This is a genomic window from Paenibacillus tyrphae (assembly GCF_000722545.1).
Lineage (GTDB): Bacteria > Bacillota > Bacilli > Paenibacillales > NBRC-103111 > Paenibacillus_G > Paenibacillus_G tyrfis.
Genome location: NZ_JNVM01000071.1, coordinates 1 through 14,383 on the forward strand (window position 1 = coordinate 1; position 14,383 = coordinate 14,383).

The 14,383-nt window shown below is 53.4% G+C and carries 18 protein-coding genes, 1 tRNA gene, 1 pseudogene and 1 riboswitch; of the genes and pseudogenes, 11 read left to right on the forward strand and 9 right to left on the reverse strand.

Features of this window, described 5'->3' with window-relative positions:
* The coding region (locus ET33_RS39100; protein ID WP_036693894.1) for an ATP-binding protein at positions 1–1,021 on the forward strand (1,021 nt) is incomplete at its 5' end.
* On the opposite strand, the gene ET33_RS35480 is transcribed toward ET33_RS39100, so the two are convergent.
* Positions 1,004–1,978 (reverse strand): DMT family transporter, encoded by a 975-nt coding sequence (locus tag ET33_RS35480; RefSeq protein WP_036693897.1) that lies wholly within the window; start codon positions 1,976–1,978, stop codon positions 1,004–1,006. The two genes, ET33_RS39100 and ET33_RS35480, sit on opposite strands and share 18 nt — an antisense overlap.
* 64 nt (positions 1,979–2,042) lie before the next feature.
* Entirely contained in the window at positions 2,043–2,804 is a 762-nt protein-coding gene (locus tag ET33_RS35485) for a glucose 1-dehydrogenase (RefSeq protein ID WP_036693901.1), read from the reverse strand.
* Between the two features lie 278 nt (positions 2,805–3,082).
* Here ET33_RS35485 and ET33_RS35490 point away from each other — a divergent pair, with 278 nt between their 5' ends.
* Together ET33_RS35490 and ET33_RS35495 are read left to right on the forward strand one after the other, a co-directional pair.
* Positions 3,083–3,370: a hypothetical protein gene (locus ET33_RS35490; RefSeq protein ID WP_036693904.1), complete on the forward strand. Its 288-nt coding sequence runs from the start codon at positions 3,083–3,085 to the stop codon at positions 3,368–3,370.
* A gap of 25 nt (positions 3,371–3,395) precedes the next feature.
* Entirely contained in the window at positions 3,396–3,878 is a 483-nt protein-coding gene (locus ET33_RS35495; RefSeq protein WP_036693906.1) for a hypothetical protein, read from the forward strand.
* Here ET33_RS35495 and ET33_RS35500 read toward each other — a convergent pair.
* Complete coding sequence (locus ET33_RS35500; RefSeq protein WP_036693908.1) at positions 3,804–4,850, reverse strand: YkvI family membrane protein; 1,047 nt, start codon at positions 4,848–4,850, stop codon at positions 3,804–3,806. The two genes, ET33_RS35495 and ET33_RS35500, sit on opposite strands and share 75 nt — an antisense overlap.
* Positions 4,851–5,061: 211 nt before the next feature.
* Between ET33_RS35500 and ET33_RS35505 the strand changes: the two genes are divergently transcribed.
* The gene (locus ET33_RS35505) at positions 5,062–5,673 is read left to right on the forward strand and encodes a DedA family protein (protein ID WP_036693910.1); all 612 of its coding nucleotides are present in this window, start codon (positions 5,062–5,064) and stop codon (positions 5,671–5,673) included.
* 48 nt (positions 5,674–5,721) lie between these two features.
* Here the strand turns inward: ET33_RS35505 and ET33_RS35510 are convergent, their stop codons facing one another.
* The gene (locus ET33_RS35510; RefSeq protein WP_036693912.1) at positions 5,722–6,447 is read right to left on the reverse strand and encodes a DUF4309 domain-containing protein; all 726 of its coding nucleotides are present in this window, start codon (positions 6,445–6,447) and stop codon (positions 5,722–5,724) included.
* Between the two features lie 310 nt (positions 6,448–6,757).
* Between ET33_RS35510 and ET33_RS35515 the strand changes: the two genes are divergently transcribed.
* Complete coding sequence (locus ET33_RS35515) at positions 6,758–7,327, forward strand: xanthine phosphoribosyltransferase (protein WP_036693914.1); 570 nt, start codon at positions 6,758–6,760, stop codon at positions 7,325–7,327.
* 140 nt (positions 7,328–7,467) lie between these two features.
* A complete protein-coding gene (locus ET33_RS35520; RefSeq protein ID WP_025849236.1) occupies positions 7,468–7,791 on the forward strand; it encodes a hypothetical protein in 324 nt (107 codons plus the stop codon).
* Positions 7,792–7,885: 94 nt separating this feature from the next.
* Here ET33_RS35520 and ET33_RS35525 read toward each other — a convergent pair whose 3' ends face one another.
* Positions 7,886–8,194 (reverse strand): hypothetical protein, encoded by a 309-nt coding sequence (locus ET33_RS35525; RefSeq protein WP_036693917.1) that lies wholly within the window; start codon positions 8,192–8,194, stop codon positions 7,886–7,888.
* Positions 8,195–8,321: 127 nt separating this feature from the next.
* Between ET33_RS35525 and ET33_RS35530 the strand changes: the two genes are divergently transcribed.
* The 3 genes from ET33_RS35530 to ET33_RS35540 are packed head-to-tail and all read left to right on the forward strand — an operon-like array spanning position 8,322 to position 9,568.
* Complete coding sequence (locus ET33_RS35530) at positions 8,322–8,549, forward strand: hypothetical protein (protein ID WP_036693919.1); 228 nt, start codon at positions 8,322–8,324, stop codon at positions 8,547–8,549.
* Positions 8,546–9,292, forward strand: a complete 747-nt coding sequence (locus ET33_RS35535; protein ID WP_051776113.1) for an adenosylcobinamide amidohydrolase — start codon at positions 8,546–8,548, stop codon at positions 9,290–9,292. Before ET33_RS35530 ends, ET33_RS35535 begins: the two co-directional genes overlap by 4 nt.
* Positions 9,293–9,346: 54 nt before the next feature.
* Entirely contained in the window at positions 9,347–9,568 is a 222-nt protein-coding gene (locus ET33_RS35540) for a hypothetical protein (RefSeq protein ID WP_036693923.1), read from the forward strand.
* 16 nt (positions 9,569–9,584) lie between these two features.
* Here the strand turns inward: ET33_RS35540 and ET33_RS35545 are convergent, their stop codons facing one another.
* The gene (locus ET33_RS35545; RefSeq protein ID WP_010499775.1) at positions 9,585–9,806 is read right to left on the reverse strand and encodes a hypothetical protein; all 222 of its coding nucleotides are present in this window, start codon (positions 9,804–9,806) and stop codon (positions 9,585–9,587) included.
* A gap of 265 nt (positions 9,807–10,071) precedes the next feature.
* Positions 10,072–11,103: an LCP family protein gene (locus ET33_RS35550; RefSeq protein ID WP_036693927.1), complete on the reverse strand. Its 1,032-nt coding sequence runs from the start codon at positions 11,101–11,103 to the stop codon at positions 10,072–10,074.
* Between the two features lie 197 nt (positions 11,104–11,300).
* Between ET33_RS35550 and ET33_RS35555 the strand changes: the two genes are divergently transcribed.
* Positions 11,301–11,385 (forward strand) — tRNA-Leu (locus ET33_RS35555).
* Between the two features lie 72 nt (positions 11,386–11,457).
* On the opposite strand, the pseudogene ET33_RS40860 reads toward ET33_RS35555, so the two are convergent.
* Positions 11,458–12,067, reverse strand: a pseudogene (locus tag ET33_RS40860) (transposase); the annotation flags it as partial.
* Positions 12,039–12,136, reverse strand: a riboswitch (cyclic di-GMP riboswitch). (Overlaps the previous pseudogene by 29 nt.)
* A 194-nt stretch (positions 12,137–12,330) precedes the next feature.
* On the opposite strand from ET33_RS40860, the gene ET33_RS35560 reads away from it, so the two are divergent.
* On the forward strand, positions 12,331–12,786 hold the full coding sequence (locus ET33_RS35560) for an Lrp/AsnC family transcriptional regulator (protein ID WP_036693930.1): 456 nt from the start codon (positions 12,331–12,333) through the stop codon (positions 12,784–12,786).
* A 95-nt stretch (positions 12,787–12,881) separates the two neighbouring features.
* On the opposite strand, the gene ET33_RS35565 is transcribed toward ET33_RS35560, so the two are convergent.
* A complete protein-coding gene (locus ET33_RS35565; protein WP_036693932.1) occupies positions 12,882–14,090 on the reverse strand; it encodes an MFS transporter in 1,209 nt (402 codons plus the stop codon).
* Positions 14,091–14,383 lie beyond the last annotated feature (293 nt).

Below are 14,383 nucleotides of genomic sequence, written 5' to 3' on the forward strand. Positions count from 1 at the left end.
GCTCGGCGAAGCGGCCGGCCGGGAGCCCGGCCCGGCGCTGAAAGCGTGGCAGGCCGCCCGCGACCGGCAGCTCGCGCGGCTGGAGCAGCTTGCGCGGGATGGCCGGCAGCACGCCGAGCTGAGCCGCCATTCTGCGCTGCTGTCGCAGCAGCTTGAGCGCACGGCTGCGAAGCGGCAGGAGCTGCTCGACGCCGCGCGGGCGGACGGGGAAGAGACGCTGCGGCATCTCCACCGCCAATGCCTTCGCCGTCAGGAGCTGCTGGGGGAGCTGAGACAGGACGAGCTTGCGATCCGGACGCTGGTAGGGGAAGCGGGGATGAAGCCGCTCGACGAGAGGCTTGCGAGCGCCGCCGGAGGAGAGCTGGAAGAAGAGCGGACGCGTCTGTCGGAACAGCGGGATGCGCTCCGGGAGCGGCTGGAAGCGTGCCGGGAGGCAAAAAGCCGCAAACGATTCGAAATCGAACGGCTGACCGAAGGCGGAGATCACGCGGACAAGCTGCAGCAGGCGGAGGAGCGCCGCACCGAGCTGAGGCGTTTGATGAAGCGCTGGGCGGTAGTTTCCATGTGCGGAACACTGTTCGCACAGACGAAACGATTGTACGAGCACGAAAAACAGCCCTCCGTCATGCAGAGGGCTTCCCGGTACTTCGAAAAGGTGACGTCCGGCCGATTCACGCGGATGATTGCGCCGCTTGGCGAGCAGCGCGTATTGGCGGAGAGAGCGAACGGCGAGCAGCTGGACGCGTCCGCGCTCAGCCGGGGTACGGCCGAGCAGATGTACTTGTGCATCCGCTTCGCGCTCGCGGACGAATACGCGGCGTCCGGGGTACGGCTGCCGCTCGTTATTGACGATTTATTCGTGAATTTCGATGACGAGCGGCTTGGATACGGCATGGAGCTGCTGCAAACGGTGGCCGAGGGCCGCCAACTGCTGCTGTTTACGTGCCATAAGCACGTGCTGGATACGTATGTTTCCCGCTTTTCCGCAGCATCCGTCCGGCATCTAAGCCGCAAGACGTAGTACGATAATGCCGATCAAGGCAAGCAAAAGGCCGCCCGATTCGAGGCGGCTGAATTTTTCTTTCAAGCCGAAGCGGGCATAGAGGAGCACGAGCACGACGTTCATCGCGATGACGACGGAAACAAGCCCGGTGACGCCGGCGGCGAACGCCGGCATGGCAAGGATCATGCCGCAGACGTTGGTTATGCCGACGAACATGCCCCAAATTAATGTGCGGCTGGGGGACCAGCCGCGGGCTATCGCTGGAGCAGGTCCGCTTCCGGTTGCAACCGCAGAAGAAGCTGCGCGTACCGGGCTGGCGGTCGCCTCCTCCTTTCCTGCGGCCGCTTCTTCAAGCCCGGCTTGGGTCGCCGCCCGGGCGAAGGCTTCTTGCTTCCGGCCAAGCAGCCAAGATGCGGCAAACAGCAGCGAGCCGGTGCCGTACATCAACGCCAGCGTGGGCAAGGTGGCGGCCCCGATGAGCGTCGCCTGCTTGGACGAGAGGTCGGTCAAGCCGAAGAACAGCATCGTAATTGCGCCCCAGTGCGCGCCTTGCAAATTTTTAAGCGAAATGTCGTTGGAGTAGCGGATCATCAAAATCCCAGCCACGATCACGATAAAGGCGGCGAGCTGCGCCGTATTAAGCTTTTCGCCCCACAGCACGTACGCAAACAGTACGACCACGACCGGCGGAAGCCCGGTGAACATGGCCACAAGCGACGCTTTGCCGACGGAGTACCCCTTATACATCGCCGCATTGGAAACAAACGAAAACAACCCGAGCAGCGTACCGATCCACACGGGCTTCGTCCAGGCTTGTCCGGTAACCGCCGCCGCAAAGAGCGCAATCAGCGTGCCGGACGCATAGACGCCCAGCAGCAGCAGGTTCCGGTCGATCGGGCGCTGCGACGTCCATTGATATAAGATGCCCCTCAGCCCGAAGCAAAGCGCCGAGGCGGCTGCAAACAAAAACCACATGATGTCTGATTCTCCCGTCGTAGGTACAGTTTTTCCACTTTGTTTTTCTAAAGCTGGTTGCGCTTTACTCTTCGTAAATCATTTTCACGGTCATGCCGCCGTCGACCACAAGATTTTGTCCCGTAACGAACCCGGCCCCGTCCCCAGCCAAATACAGGCACGCTGCCGCGATATCCGCCGGGGTACCGACACGTCCGGCAGGATGCTGCAGGCGGTCCCGTTCGTTGTGTACGGGGGGGCGCCGGTTAGAAGCTTTTTGCCAATCGGCGGTCTCGATCCAGCCGGGGCTTACGGCATTCACGCGGATACCGTACGGACCGAGGCTGACGGCCATCGCATGAGTCAGCGCCAGCAGACCGCCTTTGGAAGCAGAATACGCTTCAGTGCCCGCTTCCGACATCAGCGCCCGTGTGGAGGCCATGTTCAGAATGACGCCGCCGCCTTGCCGCTTCATCGCCCGGGCCGCCTGCTGCGAGCAGACGAACGTACCGCGCAGATTTACGTTTAGCACCCGGTCGAACGACTCCATCGGCAGCTCCAGCATAGGGCCGTTCACCCCGATCCCGGCATTGTTTACGAGCACGTCGATCCGGCCGAAATCGTCCAGCATGAGCTTGAACCATCGCTCTACTTCGGTTTCCTTCGCGACGTCCACGGGCAGAAACATGCCTTTGCCGCCGAGGCTGCGGACCTGCTCCATCAGTTCCATGCCCGCTTCCTTATCCGTATCGGCAACGGACACCTCATAACCGGCCTTCACGAATTCCAGTGCTACCGCTTTCCCGATTCCTTGCGCGCCGCCCGTAACCGCTGCCACCTTCCGCATATGCTCACCTCCGTGTAAACTTTCTGCCCGCAAGAAAAGCTTCCTCCTAAGCACGAATGTATCTTCCTCGAAAGGCTTCGATAAGAAATCTTATACCATATAATTTGCCGGGATCATAGTCAAAAGTATATTGATACGGGAAGCGTTAAAAAGAACTCCCAATATCGCAAATGCTCATCATTTCACGCGGGAGTACAAAATGACATAGCCTGCGTTCTCGGGAAGCTATATAATAAGCAAGTATAAACCAAAGCCCATTTGAAACGGAGGTACGTGGGGTGAAGCCAGAAGAGCGCGCACCGCGCGAAATTACATACCGGATCGGCTGGAAGCGCGGCACCATCGTTCCGAACGGATGTCGCCCTCCGACTGCCGTATCCGGACATTCCCCGGACATGTCCAATATCCGGGAATCCCGCTTGCAGCGGTGGAACCGCGGCTATCTGTGGTGCAAGGCGCCTTCGCCTGGCCATCGGACGCTGCAAGTCGCCGTATTTGCGATGCCGGTTCTGCTGTTTGCGTTGTTTCTATGGATGGTATACGAGCTTGCCCAGCATGCCCGATAAAATGAAATACATGAGGTGTTGACAAATGATGATGATGCTTGCCTGGCTCGGCGGGGCTATTGGGCTTGTCGTAACGGGATCAGCCGTTTTGCTGGCCTGGACCGTCTATTCGCGGGCCCGGGCCGAAGCTGCGGCTTCAGCCGTCCCGGAGGAAGCGGCGGCCCAAGATACGGCTAATCCGGAAGAGCCGCCGTCCCTATCCGCTGCCTTGGTCCGGCAGGCCGGCCCGCATTTAGCCCGGTGGACGTTTTTCGATTATGCGCTGCTTGCTTTGTTTGTGGTCGGCAGCTTGTTTTTGTTTACGGATCTGCTTGCCGTCCTGCGGGATGCGGAGCAATATCCGCCTTATCATTTCGCATATCTGCTGTGCGGTTTTGTCTTTATGCTGGCCGGCATGCTGATGATGCTCGCGCGGCTCGCGCTGACGATTGCGTCAGTTCGTTCCGAACGGCCGCTGCCTGCGCCAGATCATCAGGACCATCCAGACCATGCTGAGCAGGCCCAGTAACGGATAGAGCGACGAGAGCAGCGTTTTGAAGCCGATGTGACTCACCACATAGCAGAGCACAAGAAGGAGCGGCACGATGATCTGATAAGACACGGAGCTCCGCTGCTCGATCTGCAGCGCCAAGCCGTAAACGTCGGACAGCAGAGTTGTGAAAATTTCCCCGTAGATCACCAGAATGAACGGAAGCTGAATGAGGGGGCCGAGTCCGTGAATCAGGTGCCCCATCGGGATGTCGAACTGCGTGATCCCCGGCATTTGGGCGGCCAGCGCATAATGGCCGGCCAGCAGCATGGCCCCAATACCGATGCCTCCCCAGACGCCTCCCCAATACAGCACCGACCGGTCTTGGATTTGAGCTCCGAGCGGTACGAGCACCGCTTGCGCCATGGTCAGGTTGAAGGCTGCATAGAGGAGCGGGGAGAACCAAATGCGCTGGGCGGAATAATCCGATTCCATGTGAAGCCAATTGCCGGCTCCGGGCGTGTCCCAGGTAATCCATACGGCAACGCAGCTGAAGCCGATCATGAGCGGAACGATAACGGAGTTTACGGCCATGATCGCCTTCATCCCCCGGACAAGAAGGGCATACGCCAGCAGCAGGGTAAAAAGCAGCCCCGACTGAAGAGGCAGATTCAAATGCTCGGCGAAAACCGATCCCGCCCCGGCCAGCATGACCGTCGATACGCCGAATAGAGCCACCAACGTGAACAAGCTGACGCCGTTACCGACGGTGTTTCCGAATAACAGCCGGTTGAGATCTTCGTAAGACTTGGCGCGGGTATCGTGAGCCAGCAGCATCAGCTTGATGCCCAGCCATATAAACAAGGCGCTGGCTACGCCGATGGCAAAGGTCGCCATCCAGCCGTAGCGGGTGAAGAACTGGATAATTTCCTGCCCTGTCGCGAACCCGGCGCCAACCACGGTGCCTACATAGGTGAAGCTGACCTGCAGAATGCTTCCCCATTTTTTCATTCGCTCGCAAGTCCCCCTTTCCAGACCGCTTCCTTCTATGATACAACGTATGAGAAGGGGCCAAGCCTCATGACTTTTTGTTTGTGCCGGACATGCCAACCTGTCTGGAGGAAAGCTTGTTCTTGGGTTAACGGACGAATTCTGATACAATGATAAAGGATTTGACCGACATTCAACATGATCTGAATTTATTTGGCTGGAGCGTGTGAAGGTGGAGCATCTTTTGCAGATGATTGATCAATACGGGTATATCGCTCTTTACGGTTTGCTTGCGCTCGGCATTGTCGGTATTCCTGTGCCGGATGAAATATTAATGACGACCGTGGGCTCGCTTACGGTAGGACAAAATCCACTGCTTGATTACGGCACTTCGCTTGCCGTCTGCTTTAGCGGGTCCATGACAGGCATGCTGATCAGTTATTTTTTAGGCCGGACCGTGGGCAAGCCGTTTCTTTACAAGTACGGAAAATGGGTCAAGCTGACGCCTGAAAGGCTGGGCGTAGCCGAGGGCTGGTTTCACAAGTATGGCATGTGGGCGGTCACTTTCGGCTACTACGTGCCAGGGGTACGGCACTTTACGTGCTATTTGGCCGGCGTCAGCAATGTCGGATTTTGGCGGTATCTCCTTTACGCGGGAGCGGGGGGCTTAGTTTGGTGCTTGTCGTTTCTTACTCTGGGACACGTCATCGGAATCAATGCTCCGCATATCATTGCGGTGGCTCACAGATACATGGGAATAACGATCGCGATCCTTGTTGCACTTGTCGTCATTATCGCTTATTTTTATTGGCGGCACCGCAAGCGGGCCTTAACCCGGACATGAAAAAACCTTGACAGGAAGCTCCTGTCAAGGTTTTTTTGGCATACGATGCTATTCCGCGAACAATTTGATGGAATTGACCTTCTGCGATTTCGGATCGATATCCAGCTTCAGAATGGCTCCAGTCGCCTTATATGTAAGAACGAAGCTGGTGTTCGAATCCGGCTTGCCGAGCGCTTTGGTCACTTCATCAACCGGATCGCCCAGCTTAAGGCCGTTCAGGCCCGGATTGACGTCGGCGCTTCGGACATCGACAAAATGCAGCTGATTCTGCTTGTCGAAGCCGACGAGGAAATCGGTGTAATCGTACACCGTAATCGGATCGGTGTCATCCTCCATGACGAATTGTTCTTTCGGCTTGCCGAATTTCTCTGTAATTTCTGCGGCGCTCGTTTTGAGCGTCAAGCCCAGCAAGGTCGGCTTGGCCTGCGTATACGGCGACTTGATTTCGATCTTCGGCTTCGTTTGCGCATTGGGCTTCGTTGCCGGAGGAGTCTGCTCGCCCTCTCCTTTGTCCTTGTCGCCCTTGTCGGCGCTTGCGAGCGAGACTTTATCGGCCTGATTGCCCGCCGGCGTCGCGGGAGTAGGGACGGACGGATTCGTGATCGTCTCGTTCTGCGGCAAAGACGTTTCCGTCGGCGTAACGGCCGTCGTTTGCGGAGCCGTTTCTTTCGGCTGGGCAGGCGCGGCCGCTTGTTTCGGTTTGCACCCCGTTGTTACCATCATCATGATCATTATAACGGACAAGATTCCGATGAAGGTTTTCTTTCTGTTCATCATGAGCTTCCTTTCCGTGTTACAATTTGGCTGTAACCTCTTTAAATCATACCGTGTACCCGGCCTCTTCACAAAGAGTAAAAACGCCTAAATCCCCGCCGATTGCTATGAAAATGCGGAAAATTCATTTTCAAAGCATCATTTTCGTCCGGGCAGACATTCTTTCTTGTGTTACACCCATTAGACGTTGTTTCGAAGCAAAAAGTTGCATCTTTGTTTCCAATTCCGTAAAAGATGGTACTTGAAACCTACTTTGCCGTTATGTTAAGTTTTACGGGAACAGGGAAATGAAAGAGCGGAGGCGTGGAGAATGGAAATATTGAAACAAAAGATCAGGGAAGTGGGCGTAATCCTGTCGGATGAGGTGATCAAGCTGGATGCGATTTTGAACCATGCGGTCGATCCGGCATTGACGACGGCCATGGGACGGGAGTTCGCGCGTTTGTACCGTGACGAGAACGTTACGAAAATTTTAACGATCGAATCTTCCGGCATACCGATCGCATTCGCAGCCGCACAGGAATTGAACGTGCCGCTCGTATTCGCCCGGCGCAAAAAATCGCTCAACACCGAAACGGAAACGTACTGCGAGCGCGTGCCATCGTTTACGAAAGGCATTGTCACCGACATTATGGTCTCGAAGGAGTTTCTGGACGAAAAAGACCGCGTCGTGCTGATTGACGATTTTATCGCCAACGGCGATGCGGCAAGGGGGCTGATCCGGATCATTCGCCGTTCGGGAGCGACGCTGCTCGGTCTCGGAGTCGCCGTGGAAAAATCGTTTCAAGCCGGTGGACGCACGATCCGCGAGTCCGGCATACGGGTGGAGTCGCTTGCGAAGATCGCATCGCTTGCAGGCGGGGAGATCCGGTTCGAATAGCAACATTTGTCTCGGCTTTCTGAACGCTAAGCCTTCCATCTGCCCGCTTTTTCCTTTATAATGGATCGTAGGCCGAAAAGTATGAAGTTTAAAATCTTCGGCCAGTTGGCGAATGACAAAGATGGGGAGGTGCTACTTGCATGGGGAAAGAAATTCCGGCGGATTTTTTCGTGACCAAATTGAATGAGGCGAAAGTACACTTCGAACGTGCCCTAGATTGTAAACATACGGATTTTGATGATCTGTATCCCTATATGATTGAGCATCCTCAATTTTTTTGGTACAAACGCTATGTGGCTTGGTCCGAGCTGCTGACCGTCGTAAAGCTTTGCAAAGAGCTGGACGTCGAGTGGGAACAGCAATTCTCGCAGCAGCAAGTGGACTACATCAACAAACGCGTCATGTCCAGCAAAGTGCTCGATTATTGGTTCGAAACGAACGATACCAAAGAGCATGTAGGATAACGTGGTCCCTAATCATAAATCGAACCTGTACCGGGCTTGCGTCCGCAGTACAGGTTCTTTTGTTATGGAAGCGGATTTGCCTGTTGGCTGACCGTTATTGCCGGGGCAGCACATGCATCGCTTCAATATGCCTTCTCGTATCCGGTGTGCCGAGTTCGTGCAGCATCCGGTAGATCTCCGTCAAGTTCCAGTCGGACAACTCGTTTTCTTTATCCGAACGGTTAGATATCGTTGCCCGCACCGCCGTGTCCTCTTCGTTCGTGGCGAGCTCCTCGAACATTTCCTGCAGCTTGTCGACTTCTTCTTTCGTTGCTTGTATTTCGAACTCGAAGTTGCCGGTCGCCTCTTCCGGCTCCGGCATTTCGCCGCTTCCGACGGCGATATAGTACGTTTTCTTTTCCATGATCTATTCGATCCTCCCATCCGCATCCTGTTATCTATATTTATTGTATTTCCCGAATGATGTATTCTTATTACATAACCAACTTAAATTATAAGCATGATTTCCGATAAAGGATGGGGATAGTACCATGATTTCAGACGAACAATTGGACAAATACCGGGTTGAGGGTACGCTGCTGCGGGTCGTGCGCGATGCGGACAAGGCGAACGACGTGAAAGGCATCGTCGTTGCGTGGGATGACAGTACGGTCATGGTTCGCAAGCAGAACCGCCGCATCGTCAAGCTGGATCGCAGCTATCATTTTCAGCCTTTCAGGGAGCCGCGCATCGAGCTATTTGAAGGGGAGCTGTCATGACCCCGGAGCGGCCTGCTTCCCGCCTTTACAAGGACGAGTTGGTCTATTCGGACGTTCCGTTGGCCGGTTTCCGATTCGGCTTCGCGAACTGCGGCTATGAGAGTTACTTTCTGGTTGAGAGCGAACGGCCGCTGCGCACGCTAAATTCCTCCATGTGGGGAGAAGGGTTCGGGGAGTACCGCCGCTTAATGAACCGGCAGGTGCCCAAGCAGTATGCCTCGGACGATCCGCTGGCCGAGATGAATGCTTTTATGAAGGAAAAGGGGCTCGATCCCCAAACTACGGCAGCGCTGCTGACGGCAGCGAGCTTGGCCGATGTTGGACACGAGCATCTTCGTCTTCCCGGGGGAACGGACGTATGCGCATGGGTGACGGCAGGGCTAAGCAACAAGGCGAGAGCAGGCAAGGCATGCGACGTTTCGTCTTTGTTTCCGGGCACGATCAATACGGTGTTGGCGATTGAAGGCCGCTTGACGGACGCCGCGTTCGTCAATGCCGTCATTACGGCGACGGAAGCGAAAACGGCGGCTCTGCAGGATTTGAACATCGTTCTGGAAGAAGGGGGACAGACCGCTACCGGTACGACGACCGACGCGATCCTAATTGCAGCGACGCAGCAAGGCGAAGCGTACCGGTATGCAGGAACGGCGACCAGGTTAGGCTATGCAGTGGGGCGAACGGTCTACGAGGCAACGAAGCGGTCCGCAGCGCAGTGCCTGAAGCGGATGGGAGGTCTGGTATGAGCCGGCCCGGGTTGGGTTAAGGTAACAACATTATAAAATGAAAGGGGGGAGAAGATGGATCAAGATCAGCCGTTTGAAGAAGCCGAGCTGTTGTTGCAGCCGCATTATTTGCTGCGGATACGCTCGGAAAGCGGCGGGGCGTCAGGCGAGGTGTGGCTGCGGAATAAAGAAGGACATGGTGCAGATACGCATTTGTTCAATGTTCCGAGGCAGGAAAGCGCGGAGGAGCTTAAACGCTGGGCCGAGCGGGCGGTCCGGGCCTATGAGGAAGGCTGACGATCTGACCGCCGCATCATGACCGGAAGGCGGACAACAGCAGTAGCAAACCGAGCGTCGCCAGGAGACTGATCGTGACGAAAACAAGGCTGCCCAGCAAAAGCAGCAGGCCCGGGAATACGATTCCTAGAAGAAAAGCGCCGCCAACAACCCATAGCAGCGCTTTGAGCGTCAGCTTCAGCAAGCCCCACAGCGCCAAAGCGAGCAGAATGCCTCCCAAGATCTGCAGCAGCACCATAAGATCGATCCCTCCTGTAGGAAAGTATATGGCGCAACGGAAAAAACATGTCAGGCCGGACAAGTCATGATCTGCCGCTATGCGGCATACAATGGGTTTTACCATAACCCCTGGGAGGCGGTGCCGTTTGAAGCAAGGCTCGGCATTGAAAGGAACTGTGATCGGCGTCGTCCTGACGCTGCCGATATGGGCGGTGATCATATGGCTTGTGCGCAAATGGCTAGCCGATTAAGGAAGCCCTTGCCCGCTTCGCATGTCCGCAGCTTTAGCGCAGATTTTCACGGACCAGCTCCTTCAGTCGTTCCTTATCGGGCTCCCAGTACCAGAGAGGAGAACGAACAAGCGGATCGGCCGCTATAACGGATTTACCGGGAATTTGCATATATTTGATGTCCTGGCCTTTCATGTCTTTGAACAGCCAGGCGAGGCTGATAAGATCGCTGTCGGTCAAGTTCGTGTCAACCAGCTCTTTTTTGGCCTGCTTGAGAAGCCCCGGAAGCTCGGTTATTTTCTCGGGCGCCAGCAGCTTCTGTACGACGGCGCGCATCACCTTCATGTGGTCCGTCTGTCTTCCGAAATCGCCATCCTCCAGCGAATACCGTTCCCGAACGAAAGCCAGCGCAGTTAAACCGTCCAAATGCCGGCTTCCCGCTTCCAGCGGCGTGCGCGTCATAGATAGCCACATGTCTTTGGGAATATCTACGTCAATGCCTCCGATCGTATCGATAAAGGTGACGAATCCGGAAAAATTCGTCTTCACGTAATAATGAACCGGAATCTGCAGCAAGTCGCTGACGGCTTGAATCGCCGCTTCGGTTCCCGATTTCTTGCCACCATCCATTTCAGCCATGAAATGCGCGTGGTTTATTTTCGTTAAGCCGATCCCGGGAAGCGGGACACGGGTATCCCGTGGAACGGAAATGAGATTGACCTTTTTTTCAGCGGGAACGACATGAGCGAGAAGAATGACGTCCGTACGGGCGGTTTGGCCGCTCGTCGTGTCCAATCCGAGTATCAGTGTGTTAAAGGCGGTCGATTCGTTCAGGTTGGCGGGTTGTACCGGCTTGCCGGCGGGGAGAGAAGCTGAAGCGGTTGAAGCTTCGACAGCTAGCGGATCGTTCGGTAATGACTGGGAATGGCTCGGAGGATCTGTGGAGGCGGCGACGGAGGGCGCGGCGATAACCGGATGCGTTTTCATTTCAAAATGGCGGGCGGGCTCTAAATAACGGTACAATAGCCCGAGACCAGCTCCTGCGAAGACGACAACGGCAAGCGCGTAGAGCTTCCATCGTTTCAAGGGAAATCACCTGGTTTCCTATGGAATATGATACAATATGTAACTTTATATGGATAATCAATACAAATTGTATCATAATATGATTTGTAAAAAAATATGATGCATAAAATGTTTGACTTCGGACTTGAACGATGATATGATACTCCTTGTCCCCTTGAAAGAGTTGCTTTCGGGCAGCCGGTCAAGGCAGGAAATATGCGGTCGTGGCGGAATTGGCAGACGCGCACGGTTCAGGTCCGTGTGGGCTAACCCCCCGTGGAGGTTCGAGTCCTCTCGACCGCATCAACACAAAAACAAAAGAGGCTTTGGAATAGCCTTCAACAAATAGGATGGTATTCGTAAAAAACCAAGGAGCTAAGCGGTCTGTTCTCGCTTAGCTCCTTGGTTTTTGGCGTCCACGGCGGCTTTCTTGAGCAGATTGTGGGCAAGGGAAAGCCACCCGACCTCCAGACTTACTTTTGGTAAGTCTGTTCTTCATATCGCCAAACACGGGCTCCGGCTCGATCATGCGCCTTACGGCAACCAGGGCATAACCTTCTTCACTGCGGAGCTTTTCTCTTGCTTTGGTTCTTTAGCCGCAAATACTTCATGCTGACCTTGATCTCGCGATCTTCTTGGGCTTTCGTCCACTGCGGCTTCAGCGGACAACCTTCACAATTAGCGCTTCGGTAATGACGATATTCGATTTCTCATACCCACTTTCCGTTTTCTCCTTACTCACTCTCCGAAAATAGAGCGTTTGTCCGGCCGCTGTCCATGTATCTTGTACGCTGCTGTAGGTCCAGTTGCCAATCTTACTGATATCCTTTTGCCATGCCTTACTCTTTTCGCGGTGTTACGTGCTGTATTTGACGATGGCTTCAATTTCGTTCCGCTCTAAGGAATCAATAATTCTCTTCGCCGCTATACCATAGCCCGCATCGGCGATGACGGTGCTTGGCAACTTCCCTAACGGCGTTGCGATCATTGCAATTTAGCAGAAGGCCCGTAGCTTTGCATCCCAGCCTTTCGATCTGATTTGCCTTTTTCCTGAATTTATAGCATTTTAAGATTCGTTTTTTAGAATCTTTTATTAGGTCATAGCATTGACTCATTTCGAACAGTCCGTTTATAATTATAATAAATATCCTCAAACGACATATGCTATTCAAAATAATATGACTATTTTGCAAATAAAAATTAGTTCATTCAACCATAAAACCTTAATTTTAAAAGGAGGTTCTATCAATGGATAGCATTGACACAAATATTCTGTACCACCTTCAGCATCAAGCGCGAATTTCCATGACAGAGCTTGGCAAGTGCGTCGGTTTGTCACAACCAGCTGTAACGGAAAGAGTAAAGCGGATGGAGGAGAAGGGAATCATCGAACAGTATCGTACGATTGTTTCTCCCGAAAAAATCGGAAAGCATGTCGCAGCCTTTGTACCGTTTCATACAAGAGACTGTGATGGATTTATTGATTTTTGCCGTTCCTCTCCCGAAGTGATCGAATGTCATCGTATAAGCGGGGAATACAATTATATGTTGAAAGTCGTTACCGATTCCATTCAATCGTTGGAGAAATTTGTAAAAAAATGCGATAAATATGGATCTTACACGATTGTAATTGTGATGTCATCTCCTATTGACCATAAATTTTTCATTTCTGAAGATGAAAGTTCGTTTGCAGAAGAGAATTAGAATGTAGATATGAAAAGAAATCCGAAAATCAAACCGGATTTCTCGCATCGCGATTCATTGGGAACTGAATCTGAATCCATTCATAGAATACTGCTTCAGCGTTTTATGGTTCGAAACCCATGCTCTTTGGCACGTCCTGCAATGAGCAGAGCAAGCAATAGCAGGAGGAGCAGTACCCAAGGGAAGTTGCTGATACCAAGCATTTCGAGGAGGATGCCACCAATTATACCGCCGCCGCCGATGGCCAAGTTCCAACCCGTTACCAGCATCGACTGAGCTACATCGGCATTTTCGCCGGCCGCTTCTGCAACCGCCGTTTGAAGTAATGTCCCGGATCCCCCATACGTCAACCCCCACAATGCAACGCTGAAATAGATGATAACGGGTTGATCGCTACCGATACCAAGCAGTACAGATGCCACAGCAAAGCCGGCTAGGCTAAATAATGTGAGCAATCGCAACCAACGGTCGATCAGCATACCAATCATCCAAATACCAACGACGGAAGTAATGCCGAATAGAAGCAGTATCAAGTCAACTCGCCCAGAAAGCCCTGCCTGCGCAAGGAATGGCGCAATATAGGTATAGAGGACGCTATGCCCAAGTACCCAGAACAACACGACAAAGAGAACGGATCGTACCCCAGGTAGGATGAACACGTTGCGGAGGGGAAGTTGCTTTTCGGCAGCTTGCCCTGGAAAATCCGGTACTCCTTTGGACACCCAAGCGATAAGCAGAAGTGACAGCAGAGATATGATCCCAAAAACAAGTCGCCACCCAAGAACTCCCCCGATAAATGTTCCGATAGGCACACCAAGCAGAAGCCCAAGCGGAGAACCGGTCATCGCCACCGCCAGCGCCCGTCCTCTCAAAGATTCATGAACCATGCGGCGTGCATAGCCTGCGGTTATTCCCCATACAACACCGCCAGACATGCCCGCGATGAAACGGGCAGCTAATGTCAGTATATAGTTGGAAGATAAGCTGGTGATTGTGTTGAATATTAGAAAAACAAGGAGACACATCAGCAGCAACCGCCGTCTTCGCCACCCGCGTGTAGCCGTGACTAAGGGTATTGCGGCCAAGGTGGAACCAAGGGCATATAAGCTGATGAGCTGGCCAGCAAGAGCTTCCGAAATTCCAAGCCCATCGCTAATCTGGGGTAATAAACCCGCGGGAAGCGTTTCGGTTAAGATACAGATAAACCCCGCCATCGCCAAAGCGAGTAATTTGCCCCATGGAAGACGGTCAGAAGAAGCGTTACTCGCTGCACTTTGTGCGGCTGAAGCCATGTTCCGGTTCATATTTAATAGCACCTCTAACTCTATAATTTTTAGATCCGTTGATCTATGCCAAGCGAATATCCGCTTAGTGATTTATAGTTTACAGGATGATTTCGATGTTTTACATGCATGATTAACTGAATATTTATCGTTTTTATTTTAATATTAATTAATTTTCGTCATATACCTATAATTTAAAGACGAGTTGAAAACGGTCGTTAATACGTCTGCTCTTAACCCAAGTGCCAACATTCTAGAAACATCAATCTCCCATAGCGCTAAAAAATAACCTGCCGGGCAACCGAAATCGTGCA